The sequence below is a fragment of the Rhodococcus sp. AW25M09 genome, assembly GCF_000333955.1.
In the GTDB taxonomy this organism is placed as follows: Bacteria; Actinomycetota; Actinomycetes; order Mycobacteriales; family Mycobacteriaceae; genus Rhodococcoides.
Genome location: NZ_CAPS01000012.1, coordinates 24622 through 43095 on the forward strand (window position 1 = coordinate 24622; position 18474 = coordinate 43095).

The 18474-nt window shown below is 64.7% G+C and carries 15 protein-coding genes; 10 read left to right on the plus strand and 5 right to left on the minus strand.

Going from position 1 to position 18474, the window contains the following annotated elements; translation table 11 throughout:
* Nucleotides 1-150: 150 nt before the first annotated feature.
* Entirely contained in the window at nt 151-1401 is a 1251-nt protein-coding gene (locus RHODMAR_RS01985) for a PucR family transcriptional regulator (RefSeq protein WP_269744592.1), read from the minus strand.
* Between the two features lie 202 nt (nt 1402-1603).
* Between RHODMAR_RS01985 and RHODMAR_RS01990 the strand changes: the two genes are divergently transcribed.
* The 5 genes from RHODMAR_RS01990 to RHODMAR_RS02010 are packed head-to-tail and all read left to right on the plus strand — an operon-like array spanning nt 1604 to nt 6403.
* Nucleotides 1604-2425: an ABC transporter ATP-binding protein gene (locus RHODMAR_RS01990; RefSeq protein ID WP_232433548.1), complete on the plus strand. Its 822-nt coding sequence runs from the start codon at nt 1604-1606 to the stop codon at nt 2423-2425.
* Nucleotides 2415-3137, plus strand: coding sequence for an ABC transporter ATP-binding protein (locus tag RHODMAR_RS01995; RefSeq protein ID WP_008710729.1), 723 nt, complete (start codon nt 2415-2417; stop codon nt 3135-3137). Before RHODMAR_RS01990 ends, RHODMAR_RS01995 begins: the two co-directional genes overlap by 11 nt.
* A gap of 26 nt (nt 3138-3163) precedes the next feature.
* Complete coding sequence (locus RHODMAR_RS02000) at nt 3164-4042, plus strand: branched-chain amino acid ABC transporter permease (protein ID WP_008710730.1); 879 nt, start codon at nt 3164-3166, stop codon at nt 4040-4042.
* 1 nt (nt 4043) lies between these two features.
* On the plus strand, nt 4044-5087 hold the full coding sequence (locus RHODMAR_RS02005) for a branched-chain amino acid ABC transporter permease (protein WP_008710732.1): 1044 nt from the start codon (nt 4044-4046) through the stop codon (nt 5085-5087).
* Nucleotides 5084-6403, plus strand: coding sequence for an ABC transporter substrate-binding protein (locus RHODMAR_RS02010; RefSeq protein WP_008710734.1), 1320 nt, complete (start codon nt 5084-5086; stop codon nt 6401-6403). Before RHODMAR_RS02005 ends, RHODMAR_RS02010 begins: the two co-directional genes overlap by 4 nt.
* Nucleotides 6404-6554: 151 nt before the next feature.
* Here RHODMAR_RS02010 and RHODMAR_RS02015 read toward each other — a convergent pair whose 3' ends face one another.
* Nucleotides 6555-7853, minus strand: a complete 1299-nt coding sequence (locus tag RHODMAR_RS02015) for an acetyl-CoA C-acetyltransferase (protein WP_008710736.1) — start codon at nt 7851-7853, stop codon at nt 6555-6557.
* A 140-nt stretch (nt 7854-7993) separates the two neighbouring features.
* Here RHODMAR_RS02015 and RHODMAR_RS02020 point away from each other — a divergent pair, with 140 nt between their 5' ends.
* Together RHODMAR_RS02020 and RHODMAR_RS02025 are read left to right on the plus strand one after the other, a co-directional pair.
* The gene (locus tag RHODMAR_RS02020) at nt 7994-9340 is read left to right on the plus strand and encodes a 3-oxoacyl-ACP reductase (protein ID WP_042937666.1); all 1347 of its coding nucleotides are present in this window, start codon (nt 7994-7996) and stop codon (nt 9338-9340) included.
* Entirely contained in the window at nt 9337-10194 is an 858-nt protein-coding gene (locus tag RHODMAR_RS02025; RefSeq protein WP_008710740.1) for a MaoC/PaaZ C-terminal domain-containing protein, read from the plus strand. Before RHODMAR_RS02020 ends, RHODMAR_RS02025 begins: the two co-directional genes overlap by 4 nt.
* A gap of 80 nt (nt 10195-10274) precedes the next feature.
* On the opposite strand, the gene RHODMAR_RS02030 is transcribed toward RHODMAR_RS02025, so the two are convergent.
* On the minus strand, nt 10275-10877 hold the full coding sequence (locus RHODMAR_RS02030) for a TetR/AcrR family transcriptional regulator (RefSeq protein WP_008710743.1): 603 nt from the start codon (nt 10875-10877) through the stop codon (nt 10275-10277).
* 62 nt (nt 10878-10939) lie between these two features.
* On the minus strand, nt 10940-12115 hold the full coding sequence (locus tag RHODMAR_RS02035; protein ID WP_042937626.1) for a glycoside hydrolase family 3 N-terminal domain-containing protein: 1176 nt from the start codon (nt 12113-12115) through the stop codon (nt 10940-10942).
* A 154-nt stretch (nt 12116-12269) separates the two neighbouring features.
* Here RHODMAR_RS02035 and RHODMAR_RS02040 point away from each other — a divergent pair, with 154 nt between their 5' ends.
* The 3 genes from RHODMAR_RS02040 (at nt 12270) to RHODMAR_RS02045 (ending at nt 17281) form a co-directional block, all read left to right on the plus strand.
* A complete protein-coding gene (locus RHODMAR_RS02040; RefSeq protein ID WP_008710748.1) occupies nt 12270-12737 on the plus strand; it encodes a universal stress protein in 468 nt (155 codons plus the stop codon).
* Nucleotides 12738-12840: 103 nt separating this feature from the next.
* Nucleotides 12841-13011, plus strand: coding sequence for a DUF2613 domain-containing protein (locus RHODMAR_RS27380; RefSeq protein WP_080730504.1), 171 nt, complete (start codon nt 12841-12843; stop codon nt 13009-13011).
* A 22-nt stretch (nt 13012-13033) separates the two neighbouring features.
* Nucleotides 13034-17281, plus strand: a complete 4248-nt coding sequence (locus tag RHODMAR_RS02045; RefSeq protein WP_008710752.1) for an alpha-(1->3)-arabinofuranosyltransferase — start codon at nt 13034-13036, stop codon at nt 17279-17281.
* Here the strand turns inward: RHODMAR_RS02045 and RHODMAR_RS02050 are convergent.
* Nucleotides 17259-18407 (minus strand): acyltransferase family protein, encoded by a 1149-nt coding sequence (locus RHODMAR_RS02050; RefSeq protein WP_042937667.1) that lies wholly within the window; start codon nt 18405-18407, stop codon nt 17259-17261. The two genes, RHODMAR_RS02045 and RHODMAR_RS02050, sit on opposite strands and share 23 nt — an antisense overlap.
* Between the last annotated feature and the right edge of the window lie 67 nt (nt 18408-18474).

Here is an 18474-nt window from a genome sequence, read left to right on the forward strand (position 1 = left end):
AACACCTGTGCTCACTCGGAGACGGCCGAGTAGAAAAAACAAGGAAGGCCCCGCGCCGCTGCCGGGTCGGGGGTCAGGCAGCAGCGCGGAGCCAACTGGAATATATGCACTCTTCGACTGTCCGTTACATCGAGTCGAAAAACGTCTCATTCAATTCATTCGGTTGAATGATCCGCTGGGCGTCGAACTGTCTCCGTCTCCCACGGCTTTGATCCAGTGCCCGGTCCGGACCAGCGCGAGCGTGAGGAGCAGTCGGTCTCGCGGATCGGTCAGGTCATGACCCGTCAATTCCTCGATCCGGCGCACACGGTAGATCACGGTGTTGCGGTGGCAATAGAGCGCCTTGGCTGCATTGGTGGGCGAACCGTCGGAGGCAAGCATGTGAGCCAAGGTGCCGAGCAGTGTTTCTCGATGCGGTTCGGGATGTGTCCACAAGTTGCCCAGCGCATGCCGCACGAGCAGATCCGACGATTGATCGTCGGCAGCCATGATCACTCGGGGCAACCGTTCCGTCGCCAATGCCACGCCGCTGCCTTCGGTGATGGTCTCGGCAGTCAGCGCCGCGAGGCGATAAGCGGCCGCGAAGGACGACACCCCCTCCGGCGAATGCGCGACACCGACCGGCCCGACGGCCTGAGCCGCAAGCGAATCGACCACCGCGTTCCACGTTCCCGTGCCGAGGGCGACGAGCGCGAACTGATGGCCGTCCCGGGTGTTCCAATGCGAAACCGCACCGATTTGATCCAACGCATCCTCGGGCGCGGAGAGCGGCGGCGATCCCTGATCATCGAGCGGTCCCACCACACAGGCGATTTGCTGCGACGCCGAAAGACCAAGGGTGGCACGGGCTTCGATGACGAACGCCGGATCACCACCCCGCCCCGACCGAAGGCCGTCGAGAATCTCCAGAACATTGGCGATGTCGCGCTGCTGCATTCGAGCACTCTCTTGGCGGTATGCCTCGACGAGAGTCTCGTACTGACTGTCGAGTGCGCGCCACAGCTGCTGACCCGCAACCAGAAGCAGGTGCTCGTCGATTCTGGACCGAAGTTGCTCCCGCTCGAGCATCAATTCCTCCCACAGCGTCCGACTCCCGAGCGTGTACGCCTTGAGAACCAACTCCATCGGAATACCCTGGCGAGCACGCTCCCTACCGGTCCGACGCCACACATCGCGGGTGTTGTCGTTCGCGGCAGGCAGCCCGGACAGCGTGCGAAGACCTTGACCGATGTGCTCGCGGGTACTGCGCCTGATCTCGCCCGCGATGTCCGGAGTAGGGCTGGCCAAATAGGCGGGTTCCTGCTCTATCAGCGCGAGCGTGATGGAGTCTGCGATCGCGTCGGCCCGCGGCGTCAAGGCGGCCCACGCGCTCCGAATCTTCTCCTGATCCGCAGCTGTCACGGCTCCGCGGGCAGCCGAACGCGTCGATCTGCGTCGAGCATCAGGAGCACCCACCCTCACAGTTTTGCGCACAGAGCCCACATCAGGGGGTGATTTGACCGGTACTGGTGCCGAGGGACCCAAAGATTCTGTGCGCAGCGCCCATATCGCCCGTTGTGCGCGACGCACCATAGTGAACTGAACAGATTGTGAGGTGCATCACTTGAATCCAGTCGACACAATGGACCCGGTCCTCACCATGACGGACGTCGACGTGTCCTTCGGCGGAATCGTCGCGCTCTCCGGTGTCAGTCTCGACGTGCGGCCTGGGGAAGTCCTGGGCGTCATCGGGCCCAACGGGGCGGGCAAGACGACCCTGTTCAATGTTGCGTGCGGACTGGTTCGCCCGCAATCGGGATCACTCGGCCGACACGGTAAGCCGTTGACCCGGCTGCGACCCCACGACCTACCCGGACTCGGCATGAGCCGAACGCTGCAGGGGCTCGGGTTGTTCGATCGGATGACGGTGCTGGACAACGTCATGATCGGTGCCGACCGAACAGCCCGTACCGGAATTGTCGCCGGCCTCCTCGGTCTGCCGTCGAGCGCCTCCGACGACGCTGCAGTCCGCTCGACCGCGATGGCCACACTGCAGCGATTGCGAATCGACGACTACGCCCACCGATTGCCGCCGAGCCTGCCCTACGCGGTGCGCAAACGCGTCGCGCTCGCCCGCGCACTCGTCAGCGAACCGACTCTGCTCTTGCTCGATGAACCCGCCTCGGGCCTGTCCGGCGACGAGATGAGCGAGCTCGGCGACGAGATTCGCTCTCTCGCGGTAGCACCCACCGATTCCGCACCGGAAAGACCTGCAACATCGGTCATGCTCGTCGAGCATCACATGGATCTCGTGATGAGTGTGTGCGACCGGATCTACGTACTGGATTTCGGCAAGATCATCGCCGAGGGGACACCCGATCAGATCCGCGAGGACCCTGCGGTACTGGCTGCATATCTCGGAAGCGAAGTGGCACATGAGGACTGACGCCGCGCACCTGACGATCACCGACTTGACCGTTCGCTACGGACCGGTCACCGCCCTCGATTCGGTGTCCATGACCGTCGCGGCCGGAGCGATCACCGCCGTGCTCGGTGCCAACGGAGCAGGAAAGACGACACTGCTGCGCACAGTCTCCGGGCTCATCGAACCGGTGTCGGGACGCATAGAACTCGCCGGTGTCGACGTCGTCGGTGTCGCACCGGATCGCATGTCCCGCAAAGGACTTGCACACGTTCCCGAGGGCCGAGGAGTGATAGCCGAACTGACGGTCGACGAGAATCTCCGGCTCGGCGCGCTGGGACGCAACAGAAGTCACGACGCCGTCACCCTGGACAGAATCTACGACATGTTCCCGGCCTTGACCGGTCGACGAGCCTCCTCCGCACACACCCTGTCCGGTGGGGAACGGCAGATGCTGGTGATCGGCCGAGCATTGATGGCGACACCGTCGGTTCTGCTGCTCGACGAACCGTCTCTCGGGCTCGCTCCGAAAATCGTCGCGCAGATCTTCGAGACGCTCCGCGCACTCGTCGATTCGGAATCGATGACCGTCGTTCTCGTCGAACAGAACGCGAGAAGCGCGCTGGCGATCGCCCAACACGCCGTAGTCCTGGATCTGGGCAAGGTCGCGATGGAAGGCCCCGCCGACACCTTGGCCGGGGACGACGCCCTCCGACACGCCTATCTCGGGTTCTAGAGCAAGCCGAAAGGACGCATGCCACAGTGCAACAACTGCTCACCATCCTCATCAACGGCGTAACGACCGGCATGATCTACGCTGCCTTCGCTCTCGCTCTCGTACTCATCTGGCGATCGACACGCATCGTCAATTTCGCACAGGCCCCGATGGCCATGATCACCACCTACGTCGCACTGGTCGTCATCGACGCCGGGTATTCGTACTGGACCGGGTTCGGAGTCGCGCTACTGAGCGGCCTGGTGCTGGGAGCCTTGATCGAACGACTCGTCATCCGGTTCGTCGACAGCTCCTCGCACATCAACCCGGTGATCCTGACGCTCGGGTTGTTCATAGTCATCCATGCGGTGGCGGCCATCATTTTCGGCAATCAATTCCGTTCCTTCCCAGCACCGTTCGGCCTGACCGGCCAGCGAATCGGTGATGTCAACGTGGCATTGACCGGGTACGACATCTTCAAGATCATCGCCGTCCTCGTGGTGTTGGCACTGCTCATACTGCTGTTCCGCTTCACCGACTTGGGTCTGAAGATGCGGGCCAGCGCATTCGAGCAAGAGGTCGCCAAACTCCTCGGCGTACGAGTGAGCCGAATGCTCACCCTCGGTTGGGCTCTGGCCGCAGTAGTCGGGTCACTGGCGGGCCTGCTCATCGCGGGCGGCTCGCTGGTGCATCCGGGATACATGGACTCGATCGTCGTGTTCGGTTTTGTCGCAGCAGTTCTCGGCGGGCTGGACAGTCCGGCGGGTGCGGTGGTCGGCGGCTTGCTGATGGGTATCGGACTCAGCTTCGTCAGCGGCTACCTCGGTCAGGATCTCGTGTCCAGCGCCGCATTGGTAATCCTGATCGTCGTGCTGCTGGTGCGACCGAGCGGGTTGTTCGCCAGCGCGGCAGCCAGGAGGGTCTGACATGAATGCGACTCTCACTCGTCTCGCGGCAACACCGGTCCGGCGCCACTTCCTCAGCGCGGTAATCGGACTCGTCGTCATCGTGATTGCGCTCGAATCTCTGAGCACCTTCCGCCAGGGCCAGCTGACCTCGGTCGCGTATCTGGCGATCGCGGCCGGCGGTTTGACCGTCCTGACCGGGTTGAGTGGCCAACTCTCGCTCGGACACGGGGCGTTCATGGCCGTCGGCGCATACACCGCGGCGTTGATGCTGCGGGCCAACGATTCGGGATGGTCGGTACCCCTCGTTCTGCTGGCCGCAACCCTCGTTTCTGCCGTGGTGGGTGTCGTGGTCGGAGTGGCCGCCGCGCGTCTGCACGGGCCGTATCTGGCCGGTGCGACGCTGGCGCTCGCCGTCGCCGTACCGGGCCTGGCCCTGTACTTCTCCGACTACCTCGGCGGCGAACAGGGGCTCGTCGTCCCGGCACCGGAAGTGCCGGAGCTGATCGACGACGTGATGTACTTCGTCACCGGAAACGAGCTCAGCGGAACCAAATTCGTGGCCTACGTCAGTTGGATACTCCTCGTCGTCGTGTTCTTCCTGCTGGCGAACATCTCGTCGAGCCGGATCGGACGGCGCTGGCGGGCCATCCGGGACGACGAGGTCGCCGCCGAATTGGCCGGTATCGACCTCGGTCGCGCACGCATTCTGGCGTTCGTGGTGAGCGCGGCCTGTGCGGGGGCGGGCGGCGCCGTACTCGCGATGTCGGCACGGATCGCCGCACCCAGCGGATTCACGCTGACGCTCTCGTTGACGTTGCTCTCGGCCGTCGTCATCGGTGGACTCGGAACCCTCTCCGGGGCCTTGATCGGGGCAATGCTGCTGACCTACATCCCCCCTGCGGTCACCAACCTCGGGCTCGATCTGGGGCTGAGCAGTCTGCAATCCGCCGAGCTCGCACCACTGGTGACCGGAATATTCACCGTCCTGGTCATCCTGTTCGCCCCACTGGGTTTGGTGGGCACGTTTCGAAGGTTGCGTTCAACCAGAAAAGAGATGAAATGAAGAAGTTCGGATCGATGGCGGTCAGAACGACCGCGCTCGTCGCCGTCGTCTCGTTGGCCGCAGCGTGCGGTGCAGGTGGCAGAGACGAGGCGACGGAATCATCGGAAGGGTCGACGGTCGGCATCACGGACACCTCGGTCAAGATCGGTGCCCACTTTCCGTTGACCGGGGTCGCAGCACCCGGCTACAGCGAAATCCCCACGGGTGCAAAGGCGTACTTCGACTATGTCAACGCCGCGGGCGGCATCAACGGCAGACAGATCGAGTACGTGGTTCGAGACGACTCGTACGATCCCACCACCACCACCCAGGTCGTCAACGAACTCGTACTGCAGGACGAGGTGTTCGCGGTCGTCGGTGGACTCGGCACGGCGACCCACAGCGCTGTCATCGACTTTCTGAACGAAGAAGGCGTGCCGGACCTGTTCGTCTCCTCCGGTGCCATCATGTGGGGCAACGATCCCGAGAAGTACCCGAATACCTTCGGCTGGCAGCCCGATTACCAGGTCGAGGGCAAGATCATCGGTGACTGGGTGACGAAGAACCGGCCCGACGCCAAGGTCGGCCTGTTCCTCCAGGACGACGATCTCGGTAGAGACAGCGAGGCGGCGGTACGCCAATATCTCGACGACCAGATCGTCGAGGTCGTGCGCTACACGTCGGGCAACACCGACGTGGCACCTCAGATCGCGGCCCTGCAAGGTGCCGGAGCCGATCTGATTCTCGGCTTCAACGTGCCCTCGTACACCGCACTGAGCCAACTGACCGCCATGCGGCTCAACTACGACCCCGAGTGGTTCTACAGCTCGATCGGCTCCGACGTGGACCTCGTCGGCTCTCTGCTCGGACGCTTCTCCCAGGGGTCCGTCACCGACGGCGCGTCGTCGCTCGAAGGCATGATCTCGCTGGAGTACATCCCGGGCATCGACTCTCCGGAGAGCCCATGGACCCAGCTGTGGCAGAAGGTGTGGGCCGAGAACGGAACCGGTGAACCGCTGACGAACTACCGTATCTACGGAATGAGCCAGGCCTACGCATTCGTGCAAGCCCTCGAGGCGGCCGGCGAGAATCCCACCCGTGAGGGCATCGTCGCGGCGGTCCAGGACGACGGGATGGACTTCGAGGGCCCGCAGCTCGCTCCGTTCAGATACTCGGAATCGAGTCACCTCGGCATCTCCGGTGCCAGTGTTTTCCAGATCCAAGGAGGCGTGCCCGAGTACCTGACTCCCGTCCTGCAGACGGACATCGGAGATTCGGCAGTCGAGGAATACACCGGGGAGGCATCGACCCCACCGGAAAGCGGCATACCCGGCTGATCCCACACAAAAAGGGCACGCAGAGCGAACTCTGCGTGCCCTTTTTCACGTAGTGATCAGCAGATCCGAAAACCTCTCGTCTATCGGATCCGCCGACCCCATGTCCCCCGGATCGTGTCCCCCGGATTAGGAGCAGCCGAAGCTGCAGTGATCAGCGCTCGATGATGGCCGTGACGCCCTGGCCGCCGGCTGCACAGATCGAGATCAGGCCGCGGCCCGAGCCCTTCTCCGCCAGCATCTTCGCCAACGAAGCCACGATGCGTCCGCCGGTCGCGGCGAACGGGTGGCCCGCAGCGAGCGAGGACCCGTTGACATTGAGCTTGCTGCGGTCGATGGAACCGAGTGCCGCATCGAGACCCAAGCGCTCCTTGCAGTACTCGTCGCTCTCGAATGCCTGCAGAGTTGCGAGCACCACCGAAGCGAAGGCCTCGTGGATCTCGTAGTAGTCGAAGTCCTGCAAGGTCAGGCCGTTACGAGCGAGCAGACGCGGAATCGCGTAGGTCGGAGCCATCAGCAGACCGTCCTTGAACGAACCGTTGCCGTGGATGTAATCGACCGCAGCGGTCTCGGAATCCACCAGGTGCGCCAACACCGGAAGGTTGCGCTCGGCAGCCCACTCGTCGCTCGACAACAGCGCAGCCGACGCACCGTCGGTGAGCGGCGTCGAGTTACCGGCCGTCATGGTGGCATCGCCCAGCTTGGTTCCGAACACCGGCTTGAGGGTGGCCAACTTCTCGACGGTCGATCCGGGGCGGAGGTTGTCGTCCCTGGTCAGACCCAGGAACGGCGTCACCAGATCGTCGAAGAAACCGCGGTCGTAGGCGGCCGCCATGTTCTTGTGGCTCGCTGCGGCCAGTTCGTCCTGGTCCTCGCGGCGGACGCCGAATTCCTTGGCGGTGATGGCGGCGTGATCACCCATCGACATGCCGGTACGTGGCTCGCCGTTACGCGGGATCTCGATGCCGAGCATGCCGGGACGCACGTTGCCGAGAAGCTTGATGCGATCGGTGGTGCTCTTGGCCCGGTTCAGGGAGAGCAGGAACTCGCGTAGTTCGTCGTTGACGCCGATCGGGGCATCGGAGGTGGTGTCGACTCCGCCGCCGATTCCGGCATCGATACGGCCCGACGCGATGGCGTCACCGACGGCGATGATCGACTGCAGGCCGGTGCCGCAGGCCTGCTGGATGTCGAAGGCCGGGGTGTACGGGCTCAACGCGCTGCCCAGAACGACCTCGCGGGTGAGATTGAAATCGCGTGAATGCTTGAGCACGGCACCGGCGGCAACGAGACCGAGGCGCTCGCCCTGCAGACCGAATCGCGAGACGAGTCCGTCGACGGTGGCGGTCAGCATGTCCTGGTTGGACGCAAGCGCGTACTTCTTGTCCGAACGCGCGAAAGGAATGCGATTGCCACCGACGATTGCGACCGGTCGTAGCTGCTTGCTTGTCACTGACGTCTCCAAACATCGTCCCCAGCATCGTGGGGAATGGCCCTGGTGGAGTTTCATCTTACTGGCGAGTAAGTTGGTTGTCGACACCCGGTCGTGCGCCTTGCTCCTCGAGCGAGCAGCGCTGAATGAAAGGTACGACAGTGGCAGCCTCCAAGGGAGCCCCAGATCTCTACTCAACGTTCCTCGCGTCCGCGCCGGGAGCCTTCATCGCCAAGCAGGCCGGCCTGCCGCAGCCCGAGAAGCTGCGCCGCTACAAGGCAGGCGAGCCTGCGCTGGCCGGTCCGGTACTGATCGGTGGCAGCGGCCGCCTCGTCGAGCCCCTGCGTGAACTGCTCTCGGACTACCCGCAGTCGCAGCCACACGACGACAAGCACGGCGGGCTGGTGTTCGACGCCACCGGCATCGGCAACGTCGCCGAACTCGAGCAGCTGTTCAAGTTCTTCCAGCCGGTCATTCGCAACCTGGCGCCCTCTGCTCGCGTCGTCGTCATCGGCACCACCCCCGAAGAGACCTCGAGCGTCGACGAGCACATCGCTCAGCGCGCTCTCGAAGGCTTCACCCGCAGCGTCGGCAAAGAGGTCAAGCGCGGAGCGACGGCCCAGCTCGTCTACATCTCCCCCAACGCGTCGACCGGACTCTCCGGACTCGAATCCACCCTGCGCTTCCTGCTCTCGGCGAAGTCCGCGTTCGTCGACGGCCAGGTCATCGCTGTCGGTGATGCCGACTCGCAGGCACCGGCATCGTGGGACAAGCCCCTCGCAGGCAAGGTAGCGGTGGTCACCGGAGCCGCTCGCGGAATCGGTGCCACCATCGCCGAGGTTCTCGCACGAGACGGAGCCACCGTCATCGCAGCCGACATTCCCGCTGCCGGAGAAGCGCTGTCGGAGACGGCAAACAAGGTCGGCGGCACCTCGCTGGCACTCGACGTCACCTCCCCCGACGCCGGAGAGGTACTGAGCAAGCATCTGCTCGAGCGCCACGGCGGAGCCGACATCATCGTGCACAACGCAGGCATCACCCGCGACAAGACCCTCGCCAACATGGACGACGCCCGCTGGAACTCGGTCATCGGCGTCAACCTCGCTGCCCCGCAGCGCATCACCGACGAGCTCGTTGCATCCGGCGCACTCAAGGAAGGCGGCCGCGTCGTCGACGTGTCGTCCATCGCCGGCATCGCGGGCAACCGTGGACAGACCAACTACGGCACATCCAAGGCAGGCGTCATCGGCCTGGTGCATGCCTCCGCACCAGTACTCGCGAAGAAGAGCATCACCATCAACGCCGTCGCCCCCGGCTTCATCGAGACCGCGATGACGGCGGCGATTCCGTTCGCCACCCGCGAGGCCGGACGACGCATGAGCTCGCTGCTGCAGGGCGGCGAGACAGTGGACGTTGCAGAGTTGGTGTCCTACTTCGCATCTCCCGCGTCCAACGCCGTCACCGGCCAGGTGGTGCGCGTGTGCGGCCAGAGCCTCCTCGGCGCATGAGCACCGTCACGCTGACCGCCCAGCCGAAGACGTCCGACATCTACACCCAGGCCGCGCTGGGCGCGCTGCCGTTCTTCGGATCCAAGTCGTCCTCGGTTCCCAGCACGGTCTACGAGCTCAAAGGCCTGCGGGTCGACCCAGAGAATCTGGCCGGGTACTGCCGCGCGACCGGTCTACGATTCGGCGATCGACTGCCGATCACGTATCCGTTCACCCTCGTCTTCCCGACGGTGATGAAACTGATGGTGTCCAAGGGCTTTCCGTTTGCCGCCATCGGTTCGGTACACGCGGAGAACGTCATCGAACAGTTCCGTGGCATCTCCGCCTCCGAGCCGCTGGACGTACGAGTGCACGCGGAGAACCTGCGTGAGCACCGCAAGGGACTGCTGGTCGATCTCATCAGCGAGGTCAAAGTGGGCCGGGAACTGGTCTGGAAGCAGACCTCGAGCTTCCTGAGCCTGCAGAAGACCTCACTGTCCGGTGGACCCCGCGAAACACCGCCAGCAGACGAGGTTCCGCCTCCCCCCACCCGCACTCTGCGGGCCGATCAGCGGATCATCAGTCGATACGCGGCCATCTCCGGAGACCGCAACCCGATCCACGTATCCTCGCTCGGCGCAAAGGCATTCGGCTTCCCGAAGACCATCGCGCACGGAATGTGGAGCGCTGCAGCAGTATTGCAGACGGTAGAAGGTCGCATCCCGGAGGCTGTGAACTACAGCATCCGCTTCGGCAAGCCGATCATTCTGCCCGCGACAGTGAACGCCTACGCCGATGCCGTCGGCACCGGCTGGGACCTGTCGCTGAAGAACCCGAAGAAGGGCTACCCGCATCTGACGGGAACCCTGCGGTAGCTACCGTTCCTTCACGCCCAACTCGAAGTTGTGGACGAATTCCTCGCGAACCTCGTCCATAACTTCGAGTTCGAGGCTCACTAGGTAATTGCGGTTTTCTTGCCCGCCAGGCCACGCCACGCCAGATTCTCCAGCAGATCCGCTGCTGCGTCGACCTCTATTTCGCCGCCCGCCACCCTATCGGCCACGGCCTCGCCGGCACCGACCAGCGCGACTGCCATCAAGCCGAAATTCTGGGACTGCTCCGGGTCTCTGGTGCTCATCGCCAGCAGACCGGCCGTCAGTTCGATCAGACGATCCCGACTGCTCTGCACCTGCGAGGCAAACGCCTGCTGACCGATGGCCTGACGGTAGAGCACCATCCAGGACTTCCGGTTCTCGCCGACGAATCCGAGAAAGCCGATCAGCGCCCTGCGCAACTGCTCGCGCGGAGTCAGGCTGGGATCTGCAGCCGGCGTCAACGCTTCGATGAATTTGGCGCCCTCACGGTGGATGCATGCGGCGAACAGTTCGTCCTTCGACCCGTAGTACAGATAGAGCATCGGTTTGGAGATGGCGGCTTTCTTCGCAATCGAATCCATCGATGTCTCGTGAAAACCGTTGTCGGAGAACACATCTACCGCCGCATCGAGCATCTGCTGCTCGCGGACGGCGCGGGGCAATCTCTTGGTGCCGCCAGCCATGGACCCTCCAATACGTACGAAGTACTAGACGTTACTCCACAGTAAGGTCGAGTAGCGCGCAATCAGGCCCCGCACGCCCCCTTGAACCGCACCACCGTCGCCGCGGCCTCGTCCACCTGCGCCGCGGAGAGGCGTCCCGTCGCCACTGCGTCTTCGAGATTGTCCAATACCGCCGGGACCTGATCAGTAGTCAGCCACAGCGCCACATCGGCTCCCGCGACCAACGCCGCCTCGACCGCGTCGACGATCCCGAGTCGCGCCGTGATCGCCGCCATGCCACTGAGATCGTCGGTGAAGATCGGACCCTCGAAGGGCTGCGCCCCGTACCCGACGCCATCACGCAGCAACGCCATCGCCGCTGGGCTGATGCTCGCGGGAACACCCGGATCGGTCAGTCCGGGAACATCGAGGTGCCCGACCATCACACCGACGCCGGTGGTGTTCAGAGCCGCGAACGGCAACAGATCCTTGGTCTTCAACTCGTCGAGCGGAGGTGTACTCACGGCTCCGGTGTGCGAATCGCCCGAACCCGAGCCGTGCCCGGGAAAGTGCTTGATGACCGGCTTGATTCCTGCATCTTCCAGACCTCGGGCGTACGCCCCCGCGTACTCGATGACAGTCTGCGGATCGTCGGAGAACGACCGATCGCCGATGACCGAATCATCCGGTTGGGCACTCACGTCGACCACCGGCGCGAAGTCGACGGTGACACCGAGATCCTTCAGACCCTGCCCGCGCGTCAACGCCTCCTGATAGGCCTCGTCCACCGACATCGTCTGCGCCAACACCCGCGCCGACGGCGCCTCTCCCAGTAGGTCCGCCACCCGCGAGACCCGCCCGCCTTCCTCGTCGATCGTGACCATCGGAGCCACCGCGGAGGCGTCGAGCACCTGCGGTACCTCCCTGTTTCCCAGCATCGATTCGTCGGTCCAGCTGCCGATGAAGATGCCACCGACCTGCTCGGTGGACATGATCGCCGCCGCATCCTGCGTTCCGGTGACTCCGACGGTGAGCAGCTGCGCCAAACGCTGTCGCTCCGACAACCCGTCGACGAACGCCACGCAGGCGTCGACCGGCGGCAACGGCTGAGGCTCCGTGGTGTCGGCAGCTGCCGTCGTCGGGGCAGGCTCGACCGACTGAGTGGACGCAACCTGCGTGGACTCGGTGGAGCAGGAGACCAACAAGCCCACACCGACCGTCATCACCGCAGCGGACCGAACCGAAAACCGAAGTCGCATGGAATACGACGGTAGCCGAGAATTTCACTGTGGCTCGCGCCCCGGGGTTGGGATCAATGCGCCTTTGTTGCACTCTGAGTGACTGAAACCCACATTGATCCGCGGAGGGGTGGGGGTAATCTGGACGAACGCGACATGAGGAGGCTTTCGAACCATGACCGCAGATCTCATACTCATTGCCTACGACGGCTCCGACAACGCCAAACGAGCGATCGACTATGCGGGACGGTTTCTGACCACCTCTCGCGCCATCGTCGTCACTGCCTGGGAGCCGATGGTGCGTCAGGCAGCTCGAATGTCCGGCCTGTCGGGCGTCATGCAGCCCGAATGGGTGCCCGACGACGAGGCCGAGGACGTCGCGCTCACCGACGCGAAGGTCACCAACAGCGAGGGCGTCGCACTGGCCGAGGCCGCAGGTCTGCAGGTGGAGGGGCAGTGCACCGAATGCACCACCGCCATCTGGAGCGCGATCGTCGAGAAGGCCGACGAGATGAACGTCGACATCATCGTCAGCGGTACCAGGGGAGCCACCGGTCTACGTGCACTACTGCAGAGTTCGGTGGCCGAGCAGGTACTGCGACACAGTCATCGACCAGTCCTGATCGTTCCGCCCGGCAAGTAGTGCGTCCATCGGCCTCCTCGCCTGGTGTCAGTGATACCGTGATGCCCGCATGGGGGTCCACCTCACCCATTTCTGTTTCGTGCCGACTGACTGGAGAACCGAGATGAAGTTCGCTGTCCCGGGTGTCATTGCCGCCGTCGTCGGTGCCGTTCTGGGTGCGGGCGTCGTATTCGGAGTCACCGCCGCAGCAGCGGACAACTCTCGTCCGGATATCGATCGCACCGGCAACGCCGACTCGTCCTTGCTGAACCAGGTTGAGTACGGCAGCCGCTGACGCTGGTCGCTCTCGTGGTTCGTTGATCTCGGCCGAGCCGCTCGGCCGTACATGGCTTCTCGGCGTCTCGGCACTCGCGTTCCTCCTCACTTTTCTGCAGGTCCCCGGCTTCACCGTCGCTGATACCAAGTACGACCTGGCACAGAACCCACTCGGATTTCTCGAACGCGCCTCGCATCAGTGGAACAGCGCCGCACCGTTGGGGCAGGTGCAGAACCAGGCCTACGGCTACTTCTTTCCGCACGGGGCGTTCTTCGCCGGCGGAGACCTACTGTCGATCCCACCGTGGATCACCCAACGCATCTGGTGGGCACTACTGCTCATCGCCGGATTCTGGGGAATCGTCCGACTCGCCGAAGCCCTCGGTATCGGTAGCCGCAGTTCTCGTCTGATCGCCGCGACTGCATTCGTGCTGTCTCCCCGCGTCATCACCACCCTGGCGTCGATCTCCTCGGAGACACTGCCGATGATGCTCGCGCCGTGGGTGTTGATCCCGATCGTGTTGTATCTGGGCAACGGGCCCGCGAAGAATTCTCCGTTGCGTGCGGCGGCGCACTCTGCGCTTGCGGTGGCGTTGATGGGCGCGGTCAATGCAGTCGCGACTGCCGCGGCGGTGTTGGTAGCGGTGATCTGGATGCTCACACATCGGCCGAACCGGCGTTGGGTCGTCTTCGGCGCCTGGTGGGCCGGCTTCCTCGTACTCGCGACGCTGTGGTGGATAGTTCCGCTGTTGCTGCTGGGCAAGGTCTCTCCACCGTTTCTGGATTACATCGAATCCTCGGGCACCACCACGCAATGGACGTCGCTGACGGAGGTGCTGCGCGGTACCGGTAGCTGGACGCCGTTCGTCTCTCCCGAGCGAGTGGCCGGCGCCGTTCTGGTCACCCAGCCTGCCACCGTCATCGCGACGGGGTTGATCGCTGCGGCGGGGATCGCGGGCTTGACGATGCGGTCGATGCCCGCTCGTGGCCGGTTGACGGTGATGCTCTTCGTCGGGCTGGTCGGCCTGGGAGCCGGGTTCGTGGGCGAGCTGGACGGTCCGTTCGCAGCCGCCGTCCGGGTGTTCCTCGATTCCGGCGGCGCGCCACTGCGCAACATTCACAAACTCGAGCCGGTCATTCGAATTCCGTTGGTCCTCGGCCTGGCTCACCTCGTGGGCCGCGTTCCGCTTCCGGGGTCCGCGCCCCGACCACAGTGGCGATCGGCCGTCGCGCATCCCGAGAAGCACCCGATGATGGCCGTCACCGGGTTGATTCTGGTGGCGTTGACGTTGTCCACGTCGCTGGCCTGGACCGGTAAGCTCGCGCCCCGCGGAGCCTACGAGGCCGTGCCGCAGTACTGGCGCGACGCCGCGGACTGGCTCACCGACCATGCCTCCGGCTCGAGTCCCGACGGTTCCGACGCCCAGCGAGCATTGATCGTGCCCGGTGCACCGTTCGCACTGCAGACCTGGGGACTGACCCGAGACGAACCACTGCAGGCACTCGCCACCACCCCCTGGGCCGTCCGGGACGCGGTTCCGCTCACTCCGCCGGGAGCAATCAGGGCGCTGGACTCGGTGCAACGGCTCTTCGCCGACGGGCGACCGTCGACGGGTTTGGCCGACACCCTCGAGGGCCAGGGCATCAGCTACGTCGTCGTGCGCAACGACCTCGATCCCGAGAATTCCCGATCCACCCGTCCGGCATCGGTGCACCAGGTGCTCGACGGTTCGCCGGGGTTGGCCAAGGTGGCCGAATTCGGTGAGGACGTCGCTCCCGGGCAGGCCGACGGCGTTGTGCTCGACGGTGATCTGCGACCGCCCTACCCCGCCGTCGAGATCTATTCGGTGAACGGTTCGGCGGATGTTCCCGCTTCGGGCCCCTATACCGTCGACCTCGACCGAGTCCCGGTGGTGCAGGGTGGGCCCGAGTCCATTCTGCGCTCGAACGAGTTGCGCAGCAACGGGATTCGCACCCCTGCCCCGGCCGGCCCAACACTGCTGGCATCGGACGCAGCTACCGCCGGACTCCCCGTCGACTCGGTGACGGTGACCGACACCCCGATGAATCGTGAGACCGACTTCGGTCAGGTCGACAATCACAACTCTGCACTGCGCGCATCCGACGAACCGCGACGCACCCTCAACGAGGTTCCCGATTATCCGGTGTACGGGGCGCAGACCGTGGACGCGGAGTGGGAGGGCGCGACTCCGACTGCGTCGAGTTCCGCGTCGGACGCAACGCAGATCGGTGGCAGTGCACCCGGCAGCGGCGTCGCGGCCGCAGTGGACGGCGATCTGGCCACCAGCTGGGTCAGCAACGGCATCGACCGCGCTGTGGGGCAATGGCTTCAACTGGATTTCGATACCCCGGTGCGGGGCGGGCTACTGCACCTTCGTACCAGCCCGGGGACGATCGGCGACCCGGTCAAATGGCTCGAGATCACCACCCCGAACGGCTCGACGGCGGCGCGGATCGACAAGGCGGGCGAACCGATGACGGTATCGCTTCCGGGCGGGGACACGCCGTGGCTGCGCATCACTGCGAAGTCGACGGTCGACGGAACGCGCGGAAGCCAGTTCGGTATCAGCGAGGTCTCGGTGGACGACTATTCCGATCGAGACAACCCGCAGCCGGTCCCGATCGTGCGCCGTGCAGTCTTGCCGAGCCCACCGGCCGGGGCGAGAGTCGACGCCTGGGAACTCGGCCAGGAGTTCCCCGGACGCTCCGGATGCCTCGATACCGAGAATCGAATCCGTTGCAGCAGTGGACTTTCCAAGTTGCCGGAGGAACTGGGGCGCTTCTCGCGGACGATCCAGGTGCCGATGGGTACCGCGGTCATCCCCGATCTCACCGTACGCACGCGTCAGTCGCCCGAACTCGAAGCATTGTTGGCACAACCGGGCAGACCGCTGGCCAGTGGGGCGTCGGACGTCGCGGACCTACAGGGGTCCGCCTTTGCCGCCACCGACGGCGATCCGCGCACTTCCTGGACCGCGCCGGAGAAGTCGATCACCGACCGAGCCGGCACCGACCCCACGCTCACCATCCGCTTACCCTCTCCCACACTGGTGGACGGGCTCGAGCTCAGCCCGAGCCTCGGCGCGCTACCGGCTCATCCCACCCGCGTCGCAGTCAACCTCGGTAACGGACCGATGGTGCGCGACGTCGAGACCGACGGTTCGACGACACTCGAGCTGGCGCCCTACCTGACCGACAGGATCGTGCTGTCCATCGTGGACTGGGACGGAGTGCTGGATCGAAACTCGTTGGGCTTCGTGCAATCTCAGCCACCCGGATTCGCCGAGGTCACCCCACTGGCTGCGGGCGAACCGATCGGCGCGCCGTACGACGGCGATCGGGAGATCACCGTCGACTGCTTCGACGGCCCCCTGATGTCCATCGCCGGGCAGACGGTGCGCACGTCGGTGACCGCGACCGCGGACCAATTCCGCTCCGGCGAACCGCTGAGGGCCTCGGTATGCGACGCCGCTACCCCGTCCGACGAGAACTTCGTCAACCCGGTGTCGCTGCCCGAGGGCCGCCAGGACATCGTGGTGGAGCCGGGAGCGTCGTTCTTCGTCGACGGTATTCGATTGCGCACCATGCCCATTCCGGCGGACTGGCCGACCAGCTCGGCCCCGCAGGCCGCTCGGACCACCGCCTGGAGCCCCGATCACCGCGAAGTGACGCTCACCTCCGCGACCGAGGATCGTCTGCTGGTGATTCCGGAGAGCAACAACAGCGGTTGGCGGGCAACGACACCCGGTGGCACGGAGCTGTCCCCGGTGGTCATCGACGGGTGGCAGCAGGCCTGGCTGGTTCCGGCGGGGGCGTCGGGCACGATCTCGTTGGATTTCACCACCGATCGCTGGTACCGATTCGGCATATTCGGTGGTCTGCTGCTGTTGATCCCGCTGCTGTTCGCCGCGATCCGTCGGCCTCGCACGGTGCCGAGCCTCGGCACACCGCCGCGTCCGTGGCACAGCGTCTCGGCGGCGGTCGTGGCGCTGCTCGCGGCGGCCGTCGTCTTGGCCGGGATCGCCGGCGTGGTCACCGTTGCCGTGATCGGGGTCGGTGCGGAGTTGCTGGGCCGCCGTTTCGGTCGCGCGCTCTCGTCGCGTGTATTGGTCGGCACGGCAGGTGGATTCACGCTGTTGGGTGCGACGCTGCTCTCGCTCGGACCGTGGCGATCTCCCGACGGGTACGTCGGCGGGTCCTACTGGGTGCAGCTGGCGTCCCTGATCGGAATTCTCGCGTTGGCGATCAGCTCGATACGGAAGCCGTGACCGCTTTCTTGCGGGGTGCGAGGCGTCGTCGAGCAGGGTCTTCCACCAACGCAAAGCTGGCCGCGGCCACCGGAATCGACAGTGCAAGAGTCACCGGCAACACGAACCACATCCCGCCCGAGAACGGGATGATGCCGAACACCGGGAACACAACGGCAAGCACAGCCAGATGCCAGATGAACAATCCGTACGACCAGCGGCCCAGCGTCAGCATCACAGGATGCTCGAGGAAGCGATGCCGGCGACCGTCCTCGGCGAGAATCAGCGGGGCGAGCATCGCGAAGGCCAGTACCGCGCCGAGCAGGATTTTGATCTCGAACTGCCAGGCCGCCGGACGCACCAAGCCCTGCGGACCCGCCAGAGGAGTCGCCGACAAGGCGAACGCGGCGACTGCGATGGACGACATGACGAATCGGCGACGAGCCAACCGATGCACCCAGGTCGGTGGGCCCACCGAGATCTCGGCGAGCAGCATCCCGGCCGCGAACCACGGGAAGTAGCCGGGAAGCCAGTTGTCGTGGTGGATGCCGTCGGGGGTCGACACCGGAACGAACGCCCACGACAGTGTCAGCACTGCAGCACCCAGAATGACTGGGATTCGGCGGGCGGCGACCGCACCACGCATGCGCACCATCAGCCAGGCGAACACCGGCAGCAAGAGATAGAACGCGATCTCGACCGACAGCGACCACATCTGCGTCAAGCCCTGGGTGAGGGTCAGCGGCACGAACACCTGAGTGAACGACAGGTTGGCCAGCCACACGCGGTAGTCACCGCCGGTATCGGGAAGAAACAGCAAAATCAGCATCACACCGACCCAATAACCCGGCAGGATCCTCGCGAAGCGCGAACGGAAATAGCGGCCGAGCGGCTGGGGACTCCGATGACCGCGGGCTGCTGCCGCGTGCGGACGCCACAGCAGGAATCCCGACAGCGAGAAGAAGATCGCCACAGTCAGGTCGAATCGCCCCCAGATATGGCCCAAAACCGGCGACGTGGCGCCACCGGTCTGAAAGGCCACGTGGGTGACAACGATTCCGATACACGCGACGGCACGCATCCCCTCGAGTGAAGGCACGAACCCACGAAGCGGAACAACGCTTGCCGGACGGGTCTGTGTGCTCATGGTGCCGTCAAGTGTGCCGTGTCGAACCGGCGCAGACGAGACCGGCACCATTGTCGACTGTTACTGT